Below are 20,580 nucleotides of genomic sequence, written 5' to 3' on the forward strand. Positions count from 1 at the left end.
TTACTTTGTTTCATAGTTGACAAATTTAAAATTAATTATAACTTCTATTTGTCCTAATTTTGGGGAAGCTTACAAATTCAACTGAGGGCTTTTTATTTTCGCTGTCAATAATTAGAAGAGGTTTCAGAATTTTTAAAAGAAAGTTTAACAAAACAACTCTGTACTGAAAGTGTAGAGGTTTATTAATACTGGGGACTGAAAGTCCCCTTTACTATTCCAATATGAAATTGGAATTATCACTCGAATCTCGACGGTGATGCTCCAGATACTGATTTACCATTTCCATCGGTTTTAATTCCCTTACTCCATACTCATTAGCCACTTGGCCAAAAAAGTTGTCCCTAATAGCGTTCTTTCAATTCAGGAAATTCCTGCTGAAGCTTCCAGGACATTCTTCCTTTCAATTTCTCCAATACACACTACTTACGATCAGTTTCGGAGCATATTCAATATGCATATGGACGTGGTCTGAACTAACAACTTCTTTTCAAAATCTCTATTCCTTCCGCCTCACAAATTTGGATCAAAAGACTACGACAACGAACTTGAATGTCTCCTAGAAGTACTTTATAACGGTATTTCATGACCCAAACTATATGGCAAGTCAGATGACTTACTGTATGACTCCCTTTTCTTTGATAACTCATATCACGAAAATATAGATTTTTTCGAAATACTAAAGTGCTGCAATAAATTGCAGGGTTTAAATCCCATTTCTGAGACTAATAATTAATCTCTGTTTAAACAATGTTGTAAATACCTAGATTCTAAATTTCTCTTGCAGAAATATTGTATAAAAAATCTCACCCGAAAAACAAAGGTCGATAAAGACTATTATTCTGAAATGAATAAATTATTATTTAATATTAAATGAAAGCATCTAACATCAATGAAAAATAATCCGATAGAAACAGCAAAATGTTGTACCTATGTTGTACCAAAAATAGGAAAGCCGAGATATGAATCTCGGCTTTTCCCTTGTACTCGAGGCGGGAATCGAACCCGCACGTCCTAAAACACTGGATTTTGAATCCAGCGCGTCTACCAGTTCCGCCACTCGAGCTAATTATATATTTTTAAGTCATTTTAATAAAATATGACCTAGCCTAAGACTCTTGCATCTCCGATTGTTGTCAAAACTGCCACTTGAGCTTTTTAAGGGTGACAAAATTAAAAAATAAAATGGTTATATCACAAGAAATAAATTTTAATATTTCTTTTTAGCTTCAATTTAATTCTTAAATTTGCAAACTTATTGATAATCAGAAATTACAATAAGCCTAAAATAACAAATCACTATGTCACAAGTAGTTACCGATGTTAAGCTTTTCCCTTGTACGCAAAGTATGAGTTTAGCACAAGATATTGCCAAGCATTATGGAATCTCTTTAGGGAATGTGATTACTTCTACCTATAGCGATGGGGAGTTTCAGCCTTCTTTTGAAGAGTCTGTAAGAGGAACTCGCGTATTTATTATTGGTTCTACCAATCCTAGTAGCGATAACCTTATGGAAATGTTGTTAATGCTAGATGCTGCCAAAAGAGCTTCGGCAAGACACATTACCGCAGTGATGCCTTATTTTGGTTGGGCTAGACAAGATAGAAAAGATAAGCCAAGAGTTCCCATTGCAGCAAAATTGGTTGCTAAAATGTTGGAAGTTGCAGGAGCAACGAGAATCATTACGATGGACCTGCACGCAGATCAAATTCAAGGTTTCTTTGAAAAGCCTGTAGACCACTTATTTGCTTCTACCGTCTTTTTACCTTATTTAAGAAACTTAAATCTTGATAATTTGACCATTGCCTCACCAGATATGGGAGGATCTAAAAGAGCTTATGCTTATTCTAAAGCCTTAGAAAGCGATGTGGTTATTTGTTATAAGCAACGTGCCAAAGCAAATGTAATTTCTTATATGGAATTAATTGGAGACGTTACCGATAGAAATGTGGTCTTAGTAGACGATATGGTAGATACCGCGGGAACACTTACTAAAGCAGCAGATTTGATGATGGAAAGAGGAGCAAAAAGTGTAAGAGCTATTTGTACCCATCCTGTATTATCTGGAGAAGCTTATGAAAGAATCAACAATTCTAAACTAGAAGAGTTGATTGTAACCGACTCTATTCCGTTAAGGGAAAAGAGTGACAAGATTAGAGTGGTTTCGTGTGCGCCTTTATTTGCAGATGTGATGAAAGCAGTACACGAGAACAAATCGATTAGTTCTAAATTTTTAATGTAAATTTTATTTATTAACACTTATATTTTTTAAAAATGAAGTCAATTACGATCAAAGGATCTAAAAGAGAAAGCGTAGGCAAGAAGTCAACAAAAGCCTTACGTAATGCTGGTCAGGTTCCTTGCGTGTTATACGGAGGGGATAAAGCATTGAATTTTTCGGCACCAGAGGTGTCTTTTAATAGCTTAATTTACACTCCAGATGTACACACTGTAGTAATTGAGTTGGAGGATGGTACATCTATCAACGCTGTACTTCAAGACATCCAGTTTCACCCAGTAACCGATAATATCCTACACATGGATTTTTATGAGTACGGGGAGCAGCAAGAGATTAGTATGGAGATTCCTGTACACGCAGAAGGAGTGCCTAAAGGAGTTAAGAATGGTGGGGTATTAAGATTTAACCTACGTCGTATGAAGGTAAAAGGTTTGGCTAGTAACCTACCTGATTATATCGTAGCGAATGTAACTCCGCTTAAAATTGGAAACAAATTGTACGTTACGGCTGTAAAGCACGAGGACTACACCATCTTACACCCAGATAACACCGTTATTTGTCAAGTGAAGACTTCTAGAAATATCGTTGCAGAAGACGAAGAAGGTGAAGAAGAAGTAGAAGCAGGTGATGTGCCAGCAACTGAAGTTAATGACGAAGGAGCAGCAGCAGCATCTAACGATGCATAAGCTTTCAAGAATAAATTGATTAAAAAAGCATTCCTTTATGGAGTGCTTTTTTATTTTTACTGAAATTATAAAATTATGCTTTCTTTTTTCGGAAAAATTTTAGCAAAACCTAAACATGTTGAACCTGATATGAAAAAGTTTCTAGTAGTAGGCCTAGGAAATATAGGACCCAAATACCATCATACGAGACATAATATTGGTTTTAAAGTATTAGATCACCTAGCAAGCGAAAATGAGATTGCTTTTGAAACCGTGAAACTAGGAGATAAAGCAACCTATAAATTTAAGGGAAGAACCTTTATTCTTTTAAAACCGAGTACGTTTATGAACCTTAGCGGAAAAGCGGTGAGGTATTGGTTAGAAAAAGAAAAAGTAAGCCTAGAAAACCTCTTGGTGATTACAGATGACTTAAATCTTCCTTTTGGAACCTTAAGACTAAAAGCCAAAGGAAGTGATGGCGGACATAACGGTCTAAAAGATATTCAGCAGCAATTGAATACTTCTAAATACAACCGATTTAGGTTTGGAATAAGCGATGAGTTTTCTAAAGGAAAACAAATTGATTATGTGTTAGGAGAATGGGGAGAAGAAGAAGAGAAACAAATGAAAGAACGCCTAGACAAATCGGTAGACTTGATTAAATCGTTTGGTACCGCAGGCTTATCCAATACGATGAATATGTTTAACGGGAAATAATATTTGTTGTCCAATAAAAAATCAAGACTTAACAGTAACTAACTGACAAACAGTAGCGATTTTAAATAAAATATTCACTAGCACTCGATAAAATTATTTTAAAAAAAAGCAAGCTATCCATTATAAAATCTAGTTAGACTCCATACGTTTAAAGAGCTCATCAACTTTAGATTATTTTTAGCCGGACACTAATGAAATCAATATAAAAAAGAGGAAGCAAACGCTTCCTCTTTTTGTATTCTAAAATTAGAGTTCTTATACCAATTTATTTTGTAAAGTCGCACAGAAAACGAAGTTGCTTTTTTGTTCCATGACGCTGCGATTAGTTTGCATAGCAGTAGCTATGGAAATTATGAGCAAGGAAATAGAACGGAAAATGAACAAGTTTGAATGAGCCATTACATTTTTAATTTGGTATTATTATTGAACGATAATCTTTTTGGTGATAGAATTATTCTTATCACTTACTCTCACAAAGTAAACACCAGCCTGAGCCTTAGCTAAGCTTATGCTTTCTTGTACCCTATGTTGAGCTTCAACTTTTCTGCTATGTACCAATCTTCCTGCCACATCATACACTTGTATGGTTGTAGGTTGCGGGTTGGTAGCGTTTAAACTAATGTTAAACTCTCCATTATTTGGGTTTGGCCAAATGCTAAAAGAAGAAGCTAGAGAAGCATCATCTGTAGCAAGCTCTCCAACAGTTAAGGTGTAATCCTCTACTTCTCCATCAAATCCTGTATTACATGAAGTAGGATAAGCATTAAATTGAGTAGAGACTCTCATAATTGTATTTCCTTCTAACGCATCTGTAGGAATAGTAATAGACATGGGAGAGTTGTTAGTAGGTATGTCTGAGCCATTAGAGGCAACACCTAAATTGTACTCTTCTCCTGGATCATCAAAACTACAGTTTTGATTCCAATCTATCCATACCATAGCTCCTAGAGGATAATTTCCATCGGTATTTAAATTAATCGTTAAGCCATAAGATTCTCCAAATGCAACCCCTGTAGAAATATCTGTATAATCACTGTAACCCGATGGTTTACCAGAGGCATTGTTGATGTTATTAAAGTTAACTAAGGTTATAGACGTACCATATTGAGTTGTTCCACTAGATTCGCAAAGCTCACAAGAGGTTGTGGTGAAACTAAACACATCAGAAAAACTAGTGTCATCACAACTATTGCTAGCCATAATTTTCCAGTAGTAGGTGGTTTCATTTTGTGCCGAAGAAAACGCATAGGTGTTATCGTTTACTTCTACTTCTTCTACAATCGTAGTAAAATCAGTATCTGTGGCGATTTGAAGCGTGTAAAACTCTACATTATCAGAGCTTTCCCAAGTTAAAACCGGAGTTGCAGGAACATCTGTTTCTCCATCTGTAGGAGTTAATAAATTAGGTGCTTCAATATTGGCATCAAACACCTGTAAAACCGCATCAAAAGATGTAGTTACAGAAGTAGAAGTTCCAACAATTTCAAATTCATAAGTACCTACGTCAACACTAGCTGTTCCCGTAATAGTTAAACTTAAATCTGTATCGTTTGCAGTTGCAGTTTCAGGCGTAAATGTAGCAGTTAATCCACTAGGTAGACCTGTTGTAGAGAAAGTTGTCGTTTCAGTAAACCCTAAAAAAGTGTTATAAGTAAAATTATAAACAGCATCATCTGGTTGGCAAACGGCAACGGTAGTTTCGTCCAAATCAATCACAAATTCTGCTTCTTGAACTGAAATTGATTCTTCGTTTACCGCATAGAAAATATTATCGGCAGCTTCTACCATAATTCTTGCATCAGCAATGGTTCCAACAGAAGGGACAACTACAGAAGCCGAACCATTGTTAGGAAGGTCTTCAGCAACAATAACATCAAAATTTAATCCGCCATCTACACTCATAAGAATGTTAACATTGGCAGCGTTAATTGATCCACTATCTGTGTTGGCAACATCCCAAGTAATCGTTTGGTTTTCTCCAACATTCCAAGTAATGCCTGTAGAATTTTGTGAAGTGACTACAAAAGGACCAGCAGTAGCATCAACGTTTACTTTCATCAAATCGACATCAGTTTGTCCAACTCCTTCCGCAAAACCACTACCATTATCTCTAACGGTAAAGGCGAAATTCATTTCTCTAGTTACTGACGGAGTTACTTCCCAAGTTGGAGTAAGGTTACCATTCACTACATCTTCTAATTTTGGCATGTACCTATTAGGAGACTCTGTAGGCATGATAGATCTGTATAAAGGACCTTGCGTCCAAGTAGGTTGTGGGGAACCACTTCCTGGAGCCATTTCAGGGTCATTTTGAGACCAGTTATACGTATGAGTTGTGGTGCCATCAGGATCTGTAGCACTTCCTTTTAATATATAAGCAGTAGATTTAGGAATTGTATAATCTGTTCCTGCATCTGCAACTGGAGCTTGGTTAGGAATACTAACTTCCACAGCACAACTACTACTAACACCAGATTGAACGTTGGCACTGATGTCTCTAATATTAACATAATTAAAGTGAGCATCACTATTAGCTTGTACGTTAGTTGGGCAAATACCAGCATATCCTAAAATAGAACTTCCACTGGCAGGCTCTACTTCAGTTTGTCCGCTACCACTTCTAGAACACGTGTTCATTGTATGATAACCGCCAAATTGGTGACCCATTTCGTGCGCTACATAATCAATATCAAAAGGATCTCCAGTAGGATTAGAGCTTCCAGTAAAACCGCTCCCTTTGCTCCCTGAAGTACAAACACAGCCTATGCATCCCGCATTACCGCCACCAGAAGTGTTGAAGTTGTGTCCAATGTCATAATTAGCATCTCCTATTTCATTATCAATAACCGTTTGGGTCGTGTTATTGTATTCTCCATTCCATGGGTCACTATTGGTTGCACCATAATAAATGATTTCATCATTATTGGCTACAAAAATTAAGGTAATCGCAAGATCCCTTTCATAGATTTCATTTACCCTATTCATGGTAATGGTCATTTGCGCTTGTATATCGGCTACTTCTGTACCTGCATTCGCAAAAATATTACCATATTCAGCAGTACAAGATTGGGCAAGTCTATAAGTTCTGTGAATATTATCGTCGGTATCTAATATTTTTCCTGCATTTCCGTTAAGGGAAGGAAGATCAATATTGTTCTCAGTAAGACATTCAAAATCTGTAGAGGTTTTAGTTAAGTCCTTACGGTTGTAAATGATGTAGTTTTCTTTATCGGTAGTATAAGGATCGATATAAGTCGCACTTCTTTTTCCAGAAAGACTCATACTGTGTAACCCAAATTGGGTAACGCTAAATCGTACTGTAGCGGTAGGATCGTTTATACCAATTGCTTTATACGTTCTAATGTTTGCAAATTTGTTTTGTAATTCTTCCTCCATAATAGAAGAAGAGGCCACTTTAAATTTCTCTAACTTTCCATTTTCCATAGGAAGTTCGATTACAACGGGAGAGTCTCCTGTAAAATTTCCTCTCTCTGGGGCTTGTGCTATTACCGCTTTAAAAGCCTCTAAGTCTAGGTGATAGACGTGATAAGAGGTAGGGGTAGAAGCCCTTCGGGTTTTTTCTAATTGGCTTAAGGCCTTGTCTGTTGTTTTGGTCCAATAATTATTTTGTCCTGACACTGAAAAAGCCAAGAAAAATAATACTAAACCTAAAACATGACGTAAATTTGTTCTCATAGTTTTGTAGATTAAGTTAAGCTCTAAAAATAACGCAATTTTAAGCTTTACGAAAAGGTATTTAAGTTAAAATATGAACAAGTCTAATATGATGAATGATATTATTAAGCCATCCGTAGTTACTATTGGGACATTTGATGGAGTTCATATAGGTCATCAAAAAATCATTCAGCGGTTAATAGATGTAGCTAAGAAGAATAATTTAGATGCTGCCATTCTTACTTTTTTCCCTCACCCTAGAATGGTGTTGCAAAAAGAAGCAGGAATAAAATTGATTAACACCATAGAAGAACGTAAAGAGATTATAAAGAGCAAAGGTGTAGACCGTCTAATCGTTCATCCTTTTACGAAAGAATTCTCTAGACTTACAGCCAAAGAATATGTAGAGCAGATTTTAGTGAATCAGCTCAACGCTAAAAAAATTATTATTGGTTACGATCATCGCTTCGGAAGAAATAGAAATGCCGATATCCAAGATCTAAAAGCACTAGGGAAAACTTTTGGTTTTACCGTAGAAGAGATTTCTAAACAAGATGTAGAAGAAGTCGCCGTGAGTTCTACCAAGATAAGAAAGGCCATTGAAGCTGGGGATATAGAAAAAGCCAACACGTTTCTAGGAAGCCTTTTTTCCCTTAGCGGAAAAATAATTAAAGGAAAGAGCCTAGGAAGAAAATTAGGTTTTCCAACGGCCAATCTAGAAATAGAAGAAGACTATAAAATTATTCCCAAGAACGGAGTTTATATCGTGCAAACCCAGTTAAACGATACTAGGGTTTACGGAATGATGAATATAGGAACCAATCCTACCGTGGGCGGAGAGGAACAAACCATAGAAACCTACTTTTTAGATCTAGATCAAGATTTGTATGGACAAAAATTGAATATTCAGTTATTAAAAAGAATACGCGACGAAAAGAAATTTGACAAAGTAGAACACTTGGTAGAAGCTATGCACGAAGACCTAGAGGAAACAAAAGCATATATTCAGCAATTAAAAGAAGCTTAAGTATGATTAATAAGTGGCTTTTTAAACATATTGATAACAGCGCTTTAATTTTATTTAGAATTTTCTTCGGAATTTTAATCACACTAGAAGCTTGGGGAGCCTTGTTTACCGGTTGGATTGACCGTACGTTAATGGCGCCACAGCAAACCTTCAACTTCATTGGGTTTGATTTTTTACAGCCGCTTCCAGGCAATGGAATGTATTATTACTACTTCATTATGGGTATTTTTGGAGTGATGGTGACGCTGGGTTATAAATACCGTTGGAGTCTTTCTGCTTTTACCGTGATGTGGACTTGCGTTTACCTGATGCAAAAATCCAGTTACAACAATCACTATTATTTACTAGTGCTCATTTGTCTTTTTATGCTTTTGGTGCCGGCAAATGCCAACCTATCTTTAGATGCCAGAAATAATGATAAAATAAGGTCTATTTCCACTCCGCGTTGGGTGCATTTATTTATCATTTTACAGCTATTAATCGTATATACCTACGCTTCTTTCGCGAAGTTTTACCCCGATTGGCTTGATGGAACCGTAGCCGAAATTTTGATGCGTTCCAAAAAAGACTACTGGTTAATTGGAGGTCTCTTACAAGAAAAATGGACGCACATCACCATTATATACTTCGGAATTTTATTCGACTTACTGGTGGTTCCGCTCTTGTTGTGGAAAAAGACCAGAACCCCCATGTTTATCTTTGCGGTTTTCTTTCACTTATTTAACAGCATTGTCTTTCAAATAGGAATCTTCCCGTATTTATCCTTGGCATTTTGCTTGTTCTTTTTCCCTACGGAAGTAATTCATAAACGCTTCAAAATCCGTAAAGAATATTATGATAAAGGAGAAGTATTGGTACCTTCTAACGCAGGATTAATGAAAGCTTTTTTTGTCACATGGTTTATCATCCAAATAAGTCTTCCGTCAAGGCATTGGTTTATTAGAGGAGATGTGTTGCATACCGAGGAAGGTCACCGCTTAAGCTGGCGTATGATGTTACGAAGTAAAAGCGGCATCAGTACATTTCAGGTGGTAGATAAAAATACAGGAGATACTACGCTGGTTAAAAAAGAGGAATACCTCTCCAAAAAACAGTTGCGTACGGTAAGTGCCAAACCCGATGCTATTTGGCAATTCGCGCAGCGTTTAAAGAAAAAATATGCGGCCAAAGGTCAGGATGTTTCCGTGTTTGTAGATGCCAAAATAAGCGTAAATCGCGGTCCTTATGTACAACTTACAGATAGCTCGGTAGATCTAGGCTCAGCGAAATGGGATTATTTCTTTCACAACGAGTGGATTTTACTTCCCGAAGAGCATTAAATCTTAATTCAAATCTTTAACTTTGAGGCTTTATTTTATTTCCGTCAAGCGGAAGTAGAGTAGTAATAGCCATATAAATTGAACATACTATGTTACAAGTAGCCCAAATTAGAGCGAACAAAGAAGCTTACATTAAAGCTTTAGCGAAACGAAACTTTAAGGCAGAAGCCCTTTTTGAAGAAGTTTTGCAATTGGATGAAACCCGAAGAACTACTCAAACCGAGTTAGACGAAACTTTGGCAGAGTCTAATCGCTTGTCCAAAGAAATAGGGCTTTTATTCAAATCGGGGGAGCATCAAAAAGCAAATAAGGTTAAAGAACAAACCGGAAACTTAAAAGAGACTTCAAGAGAATTAACAGAGAAGCTGCAAGAAGTTTCCAATGCGTTAAATGAAATTCTTTACACGATACCCAATGTTCCGCACGATTCAGTTCCTGCAGGAGTAACCGAAGATGATAATGTAGAAATTTTTAAAGAGGGTGAAATCCCCACCTTAGAAAAAGACGCTTTACCACACTGGGAGTTGGCAAAAAAATACGATATCATCGATTTTGAACTGGGTAATAAAATTACCGGTGCAGGTTTTCCCGTATATAAAGGGAAAGGAGCCAGGCTTCAGCGTGCGTTGATTACTTATTTCTTAGATAAAAATACCGCTGCGGGTTACACCGAATACCAAGTGCCATTGGCCGTAAACGCCGAATCTGGTTTTGGAACGGGACAATTGCCAGATAAGGAAGGGCAAATGTACCATATGGAAGAAGACGATTTGTATTTAATCCCAACGTCAGAGGTGCCGCTTACCAATATGTTTAGAGGAGATTTATTAGAAGCCAACCAATTGCCAATCGCGTGTACTGCTTTTACGCCGTGTTTTAGAAGAGAAGCGGGTTCTTATGGCGCGCACGTAAGAGGTTTAAACCGTTTGCATCAATTTGATAAAGTAGAATTGGTGAATTTGGTAAAGCCAGAAGATTCTTATGCGACTTTAGATGCGATGACAGCACACATTCAAGAGATTTTAAGAGAGTTAAAATTACCTTATAGAATCTTGCGTTTATGCGGAGGAGATTTAGGATTCACTTCAGCTTTAACCTATGATTTTGAGTTGTTTTCTGCCGGTCAAGATCGCTGGTTAGAAATTTCTTCGGTCTCTAATTTTGAAACTTTTCAAGCGAATCGTTTAAAAGTTAGGTATAAAAATGATCAAGGTAAAAAAGAACTGATTCATACCCTTAACGGAAGCTCATTAGCCTTACCTCGTGTAATTGCAGGAATCCTAGAAAACTATCAAACTCCTAACGGAATTAAAATCCCAGAGGTTTTAGTGCCGTACACCGGTTTTGATATGATAGATTAAAGAAATTCTAATCTCTACTTTTAGGAAAGATAAAAAATTTAAAAACCATATTTAAACGCATTTTGCTATCTTAGCGAGATGCGTTTTTTAGTTACAATCATATTCTTTTTTATAGTTTCCGTAGGCTTTTCACAGTCTTCGGCCTTGGCGAATAATTATTTTGATCAAGGGGAGTATGAAAAAGCAAAAGCGATTTATCAAAAAATCTATGAAAAAAATCCGCGAGACGTAAGAAATATTACTCAGTTAGTGGCGACGTATCAAGAACTTCAAGAATACCAAGCTGCAGAAAAAATATTGTTAGAGGAGTTAAAAGGCAATGTCATTTATCCCAACTTATGGATTGATTTAGGTTACAATTACCAACTGCAAGATAAGCCAGAAAAAGCTCAAGAGAATTATCAAAAAGGCATTGTGATGGTAAAAAAAACAACGGCTTATGCCTATGCCGTGGGAAGATCTTTTCAGCAATATAATTTATTAGATGAAGCCATTGTTACTTATGAAACGGCTTTAAAAGATAAAAGCAATGCTAGTTTCTCTGTAGAATTGGCAAGGATTTACGGGGAAAAAGGAGAATTAGATAAGATGTTTGAGAGCTACCTTAAGCTTATTGAAGAAGAGCCTAAATACCTCTATGTCATCAAGCGTAACCTCGGCGAATTTGTAAACGAAGATAAAGACAATGAAGCCAACCAGATCCTTCGTAAAACGCTGTTATTAAAAAATCAGCAAACGCCAGATGTGATGTATAATTCGTTGCTGAGTTGGTTGTTTACGCAGCAAAAAGAATATCAAAAAGCATTTGTGCAAGAACGAGCTATTTATGTAAGATCGCCACAAAAAAATATGCGTCCCATGTTTGAGCTGGCTAATTTAGCCGAAGAAGAAAATCAATTGGATGCGGCTAGAGAAATTTTTGATTATCTTATTGAAAACGAAGAGATTCTATCTAGAAAAGTAGAAGCCCAAGCGGAACTTTTGCAATTAGAAATAGATCACTCCACGCCAAAAGATTATAAAAAAATAGACGAAAAATTCCAACAAGTTTTCACCGAATATACGCAGGCTACTCCCACAGAAATATTTCCTATTGAATTGCAATATGCAGAGTTTTTAGCTTTTCAGCAAAGAGATCAAGCTTCCGCTTTAGCGAAATTAGACGAACTCCTAAACTCGAGAATCAACCGTCACGAAGAAGCGCAAGCCAAATTGGTAAAAGCCGATATCTTGGTGTTACAAGAAAAATTTAATCAGGCGCTTATTTACTATAGTCAAATTCAGAAGCTATTGCAAAACTCGGTCATCGCACAAGAAGCCACGTTTAAAATTGCCAAAACCAGTTTTTATAAAGGTGATTTTGATTGGGCAAAAACGCAATTAAAAGTCTTAAAAACAGCGACTTCCAAACTCATCGCCAACGATGCGCTGCAGTTGCATTTATTGATTAACGACAATATGCAAGGCATCGACTCTACGCATACGGCTTTAAAGCAGTTCGCTAAAGCGGATTTGTTTGCGTATCAAAATAAAGACACCGAAGCACTTGATATTTTAGACAAAATTATTGCCGAAAATAAAGGCTTGCCTATAGAAGATGATGCGTTATTTAGTAAGTCGAAAATTTTGCTAGAGCAGAACGATTTTGAAGCAGCAATAGAAAGTTTAAACCATATTTTGATGATTACTCCACCTAGTATCTATGCTGCTAGAACTTATTTTTTGTTGGCTAAAACCTACGAAGAAGAACTAAATGATCCCGAAAAGGCCAAAAGTAATTATGAAAAAATTATTTTTGAACACGAAGATAGTATTTACTATAATGAAGCCCGAAAAAAATATAGGCAGCTTCGTGGGGATGCAATCAACTAATTTTACTTTATAATTAAAAAGATTTTATGTACATATATAACGTTACCATCAATGTGTTGGAGGAAGCCCATGACGATTGGCTGCAATGGATGAAAGAAGAACATATCCCTCAAATGTTGGCTACGGGTAAGTTTATCAAAGCTTTAATGACTAAGGTTTTGGTAGAAGAAGAGATGGGCGGTATCACTTATTCGGTGCAATACACGACAAAAGATAAAGCGACTTTAGAAGCTTATTATGAAGAAAATGCGAATGAATTAAGAGCGGCTTCAAAACGATTTAAAGATAAATTTGTGGCGTTTAGAACCGAGTTAGAAGTGGTAAGTGAACAATGAAAAAGAAATTTAAACCCTATAAAAAGAAAGATTTTTCTTCGGGGAAACCGCAGCAAGATGCCGTTAGAGCAAAGAAACATTTAGGCCAACACTTTCTCAAAGATGAAGAGGTAGCGCAACGCATTGGCGATACGCTTACGCTCAACAATTATGAAAATGTACTAGAGATAGGTCCGGGAACGGGAGTGCTTACCAAGTATATTTTGCAAAAAGGAAAGAAGGTAAAAGTGATGGATTTGGATAGAGAATCTATTTATTACCTGCAAAACAGTTTTGCTCTAGAACATCCTGAAGTACCGGTAAAAGATTTTGAGATTTTAGAAGCCGATTTCCTTAAAGCCGATTTAAGCACGCTTTTTAAGGGGGAGCCTTTTGCGATTACAGGAAACTTCCCTTACAATATTTCTACGCAAATTGTATTTAAGGCGATTGAGAATAGAGATTTAGTGCCCGAATTTACGGGGATGTTTCAAAAGGAAGTAGCCAAGCGTATTTGCGAAAAAGAAGGCAGTAAAACCTACGGAATTCTATCGGTATTTACACAAGCTTATTTTGAAGCCGAATACCTATTTACCGTTCCGCCAACGGTATTTAATCCGCCGCCAAAAGTAGAAAGTGGGGTGTTGCGACTTATCCGAAAGGAGGATTATTCGCTTCCGGTAGAAGAGAAACTATTTTTTAAAGTGGTAAAAACCGCTTTCAATCAGCGAAGAAAAACCTTAAGAAACAGTTTAAAAACCTTCCAATTGTCAGACAGTTTAAAAGAAGATAGTATCTTTGGCCAGCGTCCAGAGCAATTATCGGTCACCCAATTTTTAGAACTCACCCAAAAAATAGCAGAAGATGCAGTTTCAGATAAGTAAAAAACTTATAGAACGTATTGAGCAACTCGTTGAAGAGAAAAACAACGCGGAGCTAAAACTGCATTTAGAAGAATTACACCACGCCGATATTGCCGATATTTTAGATGAAATATCTTTAGATGACGCTACGTATGTAATCAAACTCCTAGGAAGTCATAAAACCGCTGAGGTTTTAATGGAGTTGAGTGAAGTAGATCGGGATAAAATTTTTAACAATCTTTCTGCCAAAGAAATTGCCTTAGAGATTGAGGAAATGGACACCGATGATGCTGCCGATATTGTGGCAGAATTATCTGATGATCTCAAACAAAGTGTAATCTCCCATATTGAAGACGAAGAACACGCCGACAATATTGTAGAGCTTTTACGCTACGATGAAGATTCTGCTGGGGGATTGATGGCAAAAGAGTTGGTGAAAGTAAATGAAAACTGGAGTGTTACCGGTTGCATGAGTGAGATGCGAGAGCAAGCCGAAGAGGTGACACGCGTACATTCTATTTACGTAGTAGACAATAAAGACCGTCTTAAAGGAAGACTTTCGCTTAAAGACCTGCTTACCGCACCTAGCGATGCCCAAATAAGTGATATTTATATAGATAAGGTAGATTATGTAACGGTACATACTGCCGGTGAAGAGGTAGCGAGAATCATGCAAAAATACGATCTGGAAGCTATTCCTGTCGTTAACGAATTGGGTCGCTTGGTAGGAAGAATTACCGTAGATGATATCATTGATTTTATAAAGGAAGAAGCCGAAAAAGATTATCAAATGGCGGCTGGTATTTCTGAAGATGTAGAAGCAGATGATAGCCTTTGGCAACTTACCCGCGCACGTTTACCTTGGTTGATTTTGGCGCTCGTTGGAGGTTTTGTATCGGTAACTGTATTGGGAACTTTTGAGGGAGCAATGGAAGAACACGGAGAGCTTTTCTTTTTTGTGCCACTTATCGCTGCGATGGCAGGAAATGTAGGCGTTCAATCCTCGGCAATCGTGTTGCAAGGCTTGGCCAATCAAAGCTTAAAAGGCTCCTTGTTTAAACGTTTAGTGAAGGAGGTTTCCTTAAGCTTGCTTAACGGAACTGTTTTAGCCATATTATTGATTGTGGGAGGCATGCTTTTGCTTAACCTCGACTTTAATTTTGGTATCACTGTGGGAATTTCATTAATTACGGTAATCATCAACGCCTCTCTTATTGGCACTTTCGTTCCCATTATTTTAGATAAACAAGGCATAGATCCTGCTATGGCTACGGGTCCTTTTATTACCACCAGCAATGATATTTGCGGAATTCTTATTTATTTTTCTATCGCTAAGATTATTCTAGGCTTTTAAAGGTATTTCCCTTTGGGCGGGTAAGTCAGAAAAAACACATTTTAAGTAGCATTTTTTATTTACATTACTCTTAGAGAGCTTCTCGCGGTTATACAGACTGTAAGGATAGTGACTGCAAATAATTTTTTATTGTACATTTGAAGCAAAAAAGCAGTTATGAAACCCATTCCCTTTAAAGATGAACTTTTGGTGCCCCCAGAAGTCATTGATAATCTTAACCACGTCAATAATGTCACCTATTTGCAATGGGTACAAGATGTGGGAGAAAAACACTGGAAAGCAAAAGCACCAAAACACATACAAGAAAAATATGGCTGGGTGGTGCTAAACCATTATATTGAATACAAACATCCTTCCTTTGAAGGTGACACCTTGACTTTAACCACCTGGATAGAAAGTTACAGCGGAGTAAAATGTGAACGAAAAACGGAAATTTACCGTAAAAAGGACCATAAATTGGTAGCTAAAGCAAAAACGCTTTGGTGTTTTATCGATTTGCATAAACAGAAACCTCAACGTATTCAGCCTGAAATTTCAGAACCTTTTTTTGAATTATAGTTATGAAAATTTTACATGTAGACCGTAATCATCCCTTAATGCTAGAACAGCTTCAGGCTTATGGTTTTCAAAATGAAGAAGATTATACCTCTACTAAAAGTGAAATAGAGAAGAATATTTCTAACTACGACGGACTCATTATTAGAAGCCGATTTACTATAGACCAAACTTTTTTAGACGCCGCCACCAATCTTAAATTTATCGGGAGGCTAGGCGCAGGATTAGAAAATATAGACACCACATATGCTAAAGAAAAAGGAATTCAGTTGTTTTCTGCACCAGAAGGCAATCGCAATGCAGTAGGGGAACACGCTTTGGGAATGCTGCTGAGTTTATTCAACCATTTGCGAAGAGCAGATCAAGAAGTGCGCAACGGCATTTGGAAGCGGGAAGAAAACCGCGGACTAGAATTAGAAGGAAAAACTGTAGGACTTATTGGCTACGGAAATATGGGGAAAGCTTTTGCCAAAAAACTGAGAGGCTTTGATTGCGAAGTGATTTTTTACGATCTTAAGGAAGGCATTGGGAATGAAGATGCCCAGCAAGTCAGTTTACAGGAGTTACAAGAAAAGACAGAAGTACTGAGTTTACATACCCCGCTAACGAGTCTTACCGAAAATATAATTGATAGCGATTTTATCGCTTCCTTTAAAAAGCCTTTTTGGTTGATTAATACGGCCAGAGGAAAATCTGTGGTGACACAAGATCTGGTGGAAGCACTAAAATCTGGTAAAGTTTTGGGCGCTGGTTTAGATGTCTTAGAATATGAAAAATCTTCCTTCGAGCATCTTTTTAGTAACCAACATCAGCTTCCAGAAGCCTTTCAATACCTTATTGAATCAGATAATGTGCTGCTTAGTCCGCATATTGCAGGGTGGACGATAGAGAGTAAAGAAAAACTGGCGCAAACGATTGTAGATAAAATTAAGCAGAAGTTTTAAAGTAATTATTTTTCAACTCAAGTGTCTGATAAAGGTATCAATAAATCGCTCAAGAGAATAAAAACAAGCTTAAAAGATAGTTTTTATAAAAATTTTGTTAACTTAGTGCTAATATAATTATAAAATCCAATTATTTATGAGGAAGTTACATCGCTACATCGCTACATCGCTACATCGCTATTTCTGGTCTTGATTTTAAGCTTGACAGGTTGTGAGAAAGATGACTCTTTTAAAGAACAAGCAGGAGACCCGCAAGTAAATGCCATAGAAAGTGGCTTTAACATAGAATATGTAGAAAGCTCAGCCATCTCAAAAAATGCTAATTTAGCAAAACAGCTTTCTAAGCTTTTAACCACCCCAGAAAATTTAATGGGTAAAGGAGAGCGAACAGAGTTGACCCTACATACCCAAATAGCCAAATACATTAGTAGTGAAGATGGTAGTTACCAATCTTATACCTTTCATGTTTCCAATACACCAGATGGTGTTGGACTAGAAAACATTTTATATGCCTCCTCAGATGGAGGTAAATCTTATAGGATCTATTTATTGGAATATCCCTATACGGAAGAAAAAATGATGAATAGCTTCTTGCCATTTAAGCCTTTAGATTTTAAAGGAGAAGATATCACTTACTATCCACTCAACGAAGAATCAAAGACCGCATCAATAGATTGTACGGTATTAGTTCAAACTTATTGTCAAAAAGACAACCATGAAGATGGGTTTTATCCTAATGGAGAGACTTGTCCTGCTCATCAGTCAACATCTGTATTGGAATGTCATGTGCAATTTTGGGGAGGTATGAGTTCAAGTGGACCTGGTGGTAGCATAGGTGGGAATAACGGGGGTAGTTGGCCAGGACATCCTAATCCATCTCATACAGGTTCTTCTGGAACCGGCGGTGCAGGAAACCCTTCTCCAGGAACAGAGGCAACTTCACCACTTTATTTACCCATGAAAAGTATAGTTAGAAAATTAGGACCTTATGAAGATGAAGCAGAAAGAGACCATATAAAAGAATATTTAAATGATAATCCGCTTCTTGTATTGCTTATCCATATGTTTTTAGGAAATAATCCTACATCTGAGCAAGAAGCATTAATAAGAGATTTTTTAGATATACATAAAGTAATGCCTAATGCAAAATTAGATCGATTTGTAGAATTAAATGATATAATACAACAAAATCCATGGGGGCTTATCCAAGAATGTGCCCAGCAAAATGGTATGGATACGCAAGATTATCTAGATTTATACAACCATACCATACCTCAAGCCTGTCAAGACCGATTGGACAATTTTGGTGCTGGTTATAGCAACCAGCCTATTTCAGACGGTAACGTTCCTTTGGCAAATATAGATTACTACGGTGTTGAAATAACCACTTATCCCGATTTTGATAACGACGGGAATCTCGATACCGAATCTGAAATATACCAAGCCTTTAGAGAAAATTTCACCGATTTGGCAAGTGGAGAGGAAGACGACTTTCAGTTTACTTGTGATATACCTTTTAATTCCACAAATACAGGAGATATTAATTGGGAGTTTGAACCACTTACAGTTCAAGATGGAACAGACTTTATTTCTAGCAATCCTATAAGTTCTATTTTATTGATTGAAGCAGATGCTTCAGGGTTTTTACCTACAATTGCTACCGATGACGGAGCGATTATGGTATCTGGCTTTACCAATAACGACTGGACAATTTCGACAATCACAACACCAGAGAATGGTTCACAGCCTTTCTCAGGTAATCGGCAATGGGGCTGGATAATCAACCAAAACGGTAATCTTGAGTTTTTTACCAGAGCTGTAGATGTTGCTAGCATTAGTACATTATTAAACATTGGAGCAAGTACAGAATGTCAACAAGAAACATATTACGATATTGCCGAAGCCACTTGGCAAAACTTACAGCAAGAGATTGCCAATTGGGTAAATAATAATGGTGGGCAAGCAACGATTAATACATCAGAGACTGTACGTGTTAAAAAAGAAAAAATTGAAGAGGTATTGACTGATAATGAGTCTATTGATCAAATATTGAGTAATTGTAATTAATCATGGGTTCAATAAAAAAATTATTATTATTAGTTGGTAGAATTATTTCACCAATATTGATTTGTATTTTATCATTTATATTTTTCCAAATCGACATCGTATATCACGTTTTATTCTTTGGTTTAATTATAATTCTTTTTAATCTGAATAGAACTAAATATAGTCATATAATTAGTGTTATATTTTCAGTATGCTTGTCTTATTTAGCTTTTTTTATTTCCATAGGAGTATATTTTGGAATAGGTTATTTATTAATGCAGTTTATTGATCTTGATAAATTGGAGGAATTTTCTATATATGGATATGATATGAAAAGTGTTCATTTACTACTTCCATTTGCTGTTTATTCCCCTGTTCTTATGTTCCTATTTTATAAGACTTTATTGAAAATAAATAAAAATGATTATTCTAAAATCGTAATGTGCAGTAGTATTGTGTCTTTAATTATCTATGGTTTAGTAAGAAAAGGTTTTGAAGATGAATATGCAGCTGCATTTTGGCAATCTATAATGGTTTTAGCTTTACAATTAATTATTTATCAAAAAGAATTAATAGCGTTGTTTAAACCAAAAAATAGATAATGAAATAGAACCTTTTTCGAGTAAGCGTGAGTGAGACATACTAGTCAATGAGAATGATGGTTTAGAGATTAATACCAGAGCTATGGATTTTGCTAATATGAGCACGTTATTAAATATCGGTGCAAATACAGAATTGGAATTTGAACTTGCGATTAGGAATTTTTTTAGCAGAAAACCCTACACCAGAGCAAGAAGCTTTTGGGAAAGAGGCTATAAAAGCTAAGTGTGAAAATAGTGATGCAGAAGTGGAATTTGAGGATAGGATTATAAATGAGTTAGTAGGTAAAGAAAAATGTTTAGATGAACATTTAAAAGAGTCAGGTAACAATTTTGTACAAGATTTATTAGCCAATTTTGAAGGAGATGATTCCGAATTTGGTATAAACATTAAATCAAAAGACCAAGTCTTCTATACAGATGAAAATGGTAATACTTTGGAGGTTAGTGGAAAAACTAAATTTACCCCTACTAATAATATAATTGAGATAGAGATAAGTACATCAAAAGCAAATAATAGATGGGCTCTACAAGTGGTTAGAACATTATTACACGAATACATACACGCAGATATTTTTAGAAAACTCTATTCCGAAAATGAAATTATCGAATTAACGAACTTTAAAAATACGTATAACGGTTTTGAAGACAATAACTTTGAACCATCTCAAGATCATGAAACTATGGCGGCTCTATATATTAACTCTCTTAAAGAGGCTTTAAAAAGTTACCATATGACTGTTATGACAGGCGATTACAATTATCTATCGAATAATGGACAACTTGATTTAAATTCGTTTTATAACGCCATAGCTTGGCAAGGATTAAAAAACCAAGATGTACAAGCGTGGCTAAATTTATCACAGAATCAAAAAGACGAAATAGATCAAGCCTATCAACAATACATTTTTGCAACCACTCATAATTGTCCAAACTAATTACTATGAAAAACTATATAAACCCGTTGTGCATTTTAAATAATACTGATTTTTATGTTATTGATGTTTCTATTAAATATAAATCTATTGATAT

16 protein-coding genes, 1 tRNA gene and 1 pseudogene are annotated in these 20,580 nt (G+C 36.2%); 15 read left to right on the forward strand and 3 right to left on the reverse strand.

Going from position 1 to position 20,580, the window contains the following annotated elements:
- Positions 1-211: 211 nt before the first annotated feature.
- Positions 212-647, reverse strand: a pseudogene (gene tnpA / locus RBU60_RS12700) (IS200/IS605 family transposase).
- Positions 648-981: 334 nt separating this feature from the next.
- Positions 982-1,063, reverse strand: a tRNA-Leu gene (locus tag RBU60_RS12705).
- 235 nt (positions 1,064-1,298) lie between these two features.
- On the opposite strand from RBU60_RS12705, the gene RBU60_RS12710 reads away from it, so the two are divergent.
- The 3 genes from RBU60_RS12710 (at position 1,299) to pth (ending at position 3,619) form a co-directional block, all read left to right on the forward strand.
- Positions 1,299-2,240 carry a ribose-phosphate pyrophosphokinase gene (locus RBU60_RS12710; protein WP_308865427.1) on the forward strand — a complete coding sequence of 314 codons (942 nt, stop codon included), beginning with the start codon at positions 1,299-1,301 and terminating at the stop codon, positions 2,238-2,240.
- Positions 2,241-2,272: 32 nt separating this feature from the next.
- Positions 2,273-2,923, forward strand: a complete 651-nt coding sequence (locus tag RBU60_RS12715; protein ID WP_308865428.1) for a 50S ribosomal protein L25/general stress protein Ctc — start codon at positions 2,273-2,275, stop codon at positions 2,921-2,923.
- Positions 2,924-2,998: 75 nt separating this feature from the next.
- Positions 2,999-3,619: an aminoacyl-tRNA hydrolase gene (gene pth, locus RBU60_RS12720; protein WP_308865429.1), complete on the forward strand. Its 621-nt coding sequence runs from the start codon at positions 2,999-3,001 to the stop codon at positions 3,617-3,619.
- A 420-nt stretch (positions 3,620-4,039) separates the two neighbouring features.
- Here pth and RBU60_RS12725 read toward each other — a convergent pair whose 3' ends face one another.
- A complete protein-coding gene (locus RBU60_RS12725) occupies positions 4,040-7,315 on the reverse strand; it encodes a zinc-dependent metalloprotease (protein ID WP_308865430.1) in 3,276 nt (1,091 codons plus the stop codon).
- Positions 7,316-7,388: 73 nt separating this feature from the next.
- Between RBU60_RS12725 and RBU60_RS12730 the strand changes: the two genes are divergently transcribed.
- The 12 genes from RBU60_RS12730 to RBU60_RS12785 all read left to right on the forward strand — a co-directional run bounded on the left by RBU60_RS12730 (position 7,389) and on the right by RBU60_RS12785 (position 20,486).
- Entirely contained in the window at positions 7,389-8,321 is a 933-nt protein-coding gene (locus RBU60_RS12730; protein WP_308865431.1) for a bifunctional riboflavin kinase/FAD synthetase, read from the forward strand.
- 2 nt (positions 8,322-8,323) lie between these two features.
- Positions 8,324-9,640, forward strand: coding sequence for an HTTM domain-containing protein (locus tag RBU60_RS12735; protein ID WP_308865432.1), 1,317 nt, complete (start codon positions 8,324-8,326; stop codon positions 9,638-9,640).
- Positions 9,641-9,729: 89 nt separating this feature from the next.
- Positions 9,730-11,001 carry a serine--tRNA ligase gene (serS, locus tag RBU60_RS12740; RefSeq protein ID WP_308865433.1) on the forward strand — a complete coding sequence of 424 codons (1,272 nt, stop codon included), beginning with the start codon at positions 9,730-9,732 and terminating at the stop codon, positions 10,999-11,001.
- Positions 11,002-11,079: 78 nt separating this feature from the next.
- Positions 11,080-12,873: a tetratricopeptide repeat protein gene (locus RBU60_RS12745; RefSeq protein WP_308865434.1), complete on the forward strand. Its 1,794-nt coding sequence runs from the start codon at positions 11,080-11,082 to the stop codon at positions 12,871-12,873.
- A 26-nt stretch (positions 12,874-12,899) separates the two neighbouring features.
- Positions 12,900-13,208: a DUF4286 family protein gene (locus tag RBU60_RS12750; RefSeq protein WP_308865435.1), complete on the forward strand. Its 309-nt coding sequence runs from the start codon at positions 12,900-12,902 to the stop codon at positions 13,206-13,208.
- Positions 13,205-14,071, forward strand: coding sequence for a 16S rRNA (adenine(1518)-N(6)/adenine(1519)-N(6))-dimethyltransferase RsmA (gene rsmA / locus RBU60_RS12755; RefSeq protein ID WP_308865436.1), 867 nt, complete (start codon positions 13,205-13,207; stop codon positions 14,069-14,071). Before RBU60_RS12750 ends, rsmA begins: the two co-directional genes overlap by 4 nt.
- Positions 14,052-15,404: a magnesium transporter gene (gene mgtE, locus RBU60_RS12760; RefSeq protein ID WP_308865437.1), complete on the forward strand. Its 1,353-nt coding sequence runs from the start codon at positions 14,052-14,054 to the stop codon at positions 15,402-15,404. The genes rsmA and mgtE overlap by 20 nt, the downstream gene beginning before the upstream one ends.
- 156 nt (positions 15,405-15,560) lie before the next feature.
- Positions 15,561-15,962 (forward strand): acyl-CoA thioesterase, encoded by a 402-nt coding sequence (locus RBU60_RS12765; RefSeq protein ID WP_308865438.1) that lies wholly within the window; start codon positions 15,561-15,563, stop codon positions 15,960-15,962.
- A gap of 2 nt (positions 15,963-15,964) precedes the next feature.
- On the forward strand, positions 15,965-16,903 hold the full coding sequence (locus RBU60_RS12770) for a 2-hydroxyacid dehydrogenase (protein ID WP_308865439.1): 939 nt from the start codon (positions 15,965-15,967) through the stop codon (positions 16,901-16,903).
- Positions 16,904-17,092: 189 nt separating this feature from the next.
- Positions 17,093-18,970: a hypothetical protein gene (locus RBU60_RS12775; RefSeq protein WP_308865440.1), complete on the forward strand. Its 1,878-nt coding sequence runs from the start codon at positions 17,093-17,095 to the stop codon at positions 18,968-18,970.
- Positions 18,971-18,972: 2 nt separating this feature from the next.
- On the forward strand, positions 18,973-19,551 hold the full coding sequence (locus RBU60_RS12780) for a hypothetical protein (RefSeq protein ID WP_308865441.1): 579 nt from the start codon (positions 18,973-18,975) through the stop codon (positions 19,549-19,551).
- Between the two features lie 146 nt (positions 19,552-19,697).
- Complete coding sequence (locus RBU60_RS12785; protein WP_308865442.1) at positions 19,698-20,486, forward strand: hypothetical protein; 789 nt, start codon at positions 19,698-19,700, stop codon at positions 20,484-20,486.
- Positions 20,487-20,580 lie beyond the last annotated feature (94 nt).

Origin of the sequence: Mesonia profundi, assembly GCF_031085155.1 — a bacterium.
GTDB lineage: Bacteria > Bacteroidota > Bacteroidia > Flavobacteriales > Flavobacteriaceae > Mesonia > Mesonia profundi.

Coding starts and splice junctions, on each gene's coding strand:
- RBU60_RS12725 (WP_308865430.1), bottom strand. CDS start 7,315: ATGAGAACAAATTTACGTCATGTTTTAGGTTTAGTATTATTTTTCTTG.
- rsmA (WP_308865436.1), top strand. CDS start 13,205: ATGAAAAAGAAATTTAAACCCTATAAAAAGAAAGATTTTTCTTCGGGG.
- RBU60_RS12745 (WP_308865434.1), top strand. CDS start 11,080: ATGCGTTTTTTAGTTACAATCATATTCTTTTTTATAGTTTCCGTAGGC.
- RBU60_RS12730 (WP_308865431.1), top strand. CDS start 7,389: ATGAACAAGTCTAATATGATGAATGATATTATTAAGCCATCCGTAGTT.
- RBU60_RS12780 (WP_308865441.1), top strand. CDS start 18,973: ATGGGTTCAATAAAAAAATTATTATTATTAGTTGGTAGAATTATTTCA.
- RBU60_RS12750 (WP_308865435.1), top strand. CDS start 12,900: ATGTACATATATAACGTTACCATCAATGTGTTGGAGGAAGCCCATGAC.
- RBU60_RS12765 (WP_308865438.1), top strand. CDS start 15,561: ATGAAACCCATTCCCTTTAAAGATGAACTTTTGGTGCCCCCAGAAGTC.
- RBU60_RS12735 (WP_308865432.1), top strand. CDS start 8,324: ATGATTAATAAGTGGCTTTTTAAACATATTGATAACAGCGCTTTAATT.
- RBU60_RS12715 (WP_308865428.1), top strand. CDS start 2,273: ATGAAGTCAATTACGATCAAAGGATCTAAAAGAGAAAGCGTAGGCAAG.
- serS (WP_308865433.1), top strand. CDS start 9,730: ATGTTACAAGTAGCCCAAATTAGAGCGAACAAAGAAGCTTACATTAAA.
- mgtE (WP_308865437.1), top strand. CDS start 14,052: ATGCAGTTTCAGATAAGTAAAAAACTTATAGAACGTATTGAGCAACTC.
- RBU60_RS12710 (WP_308865427.1), top strand. CDS start 1,299: ATGTCACAAGTAGTTACCGATGTTAAGCTTTTCCCTTGTACGCAAAGT.
- RBU60_RS12770 (WP_308865439.1), top strand. CDS start 15,965: ATGAAAATTTTACATGTAGACCGTAATCATCCCTTAATGCTAGAACAG.
- pth (WP_308865429.1), top strand. CDS start 2,999: ATGCTTTCTTTTTTCGGAAAAATTTTAGCAAAACCTAAACATGTTGAA.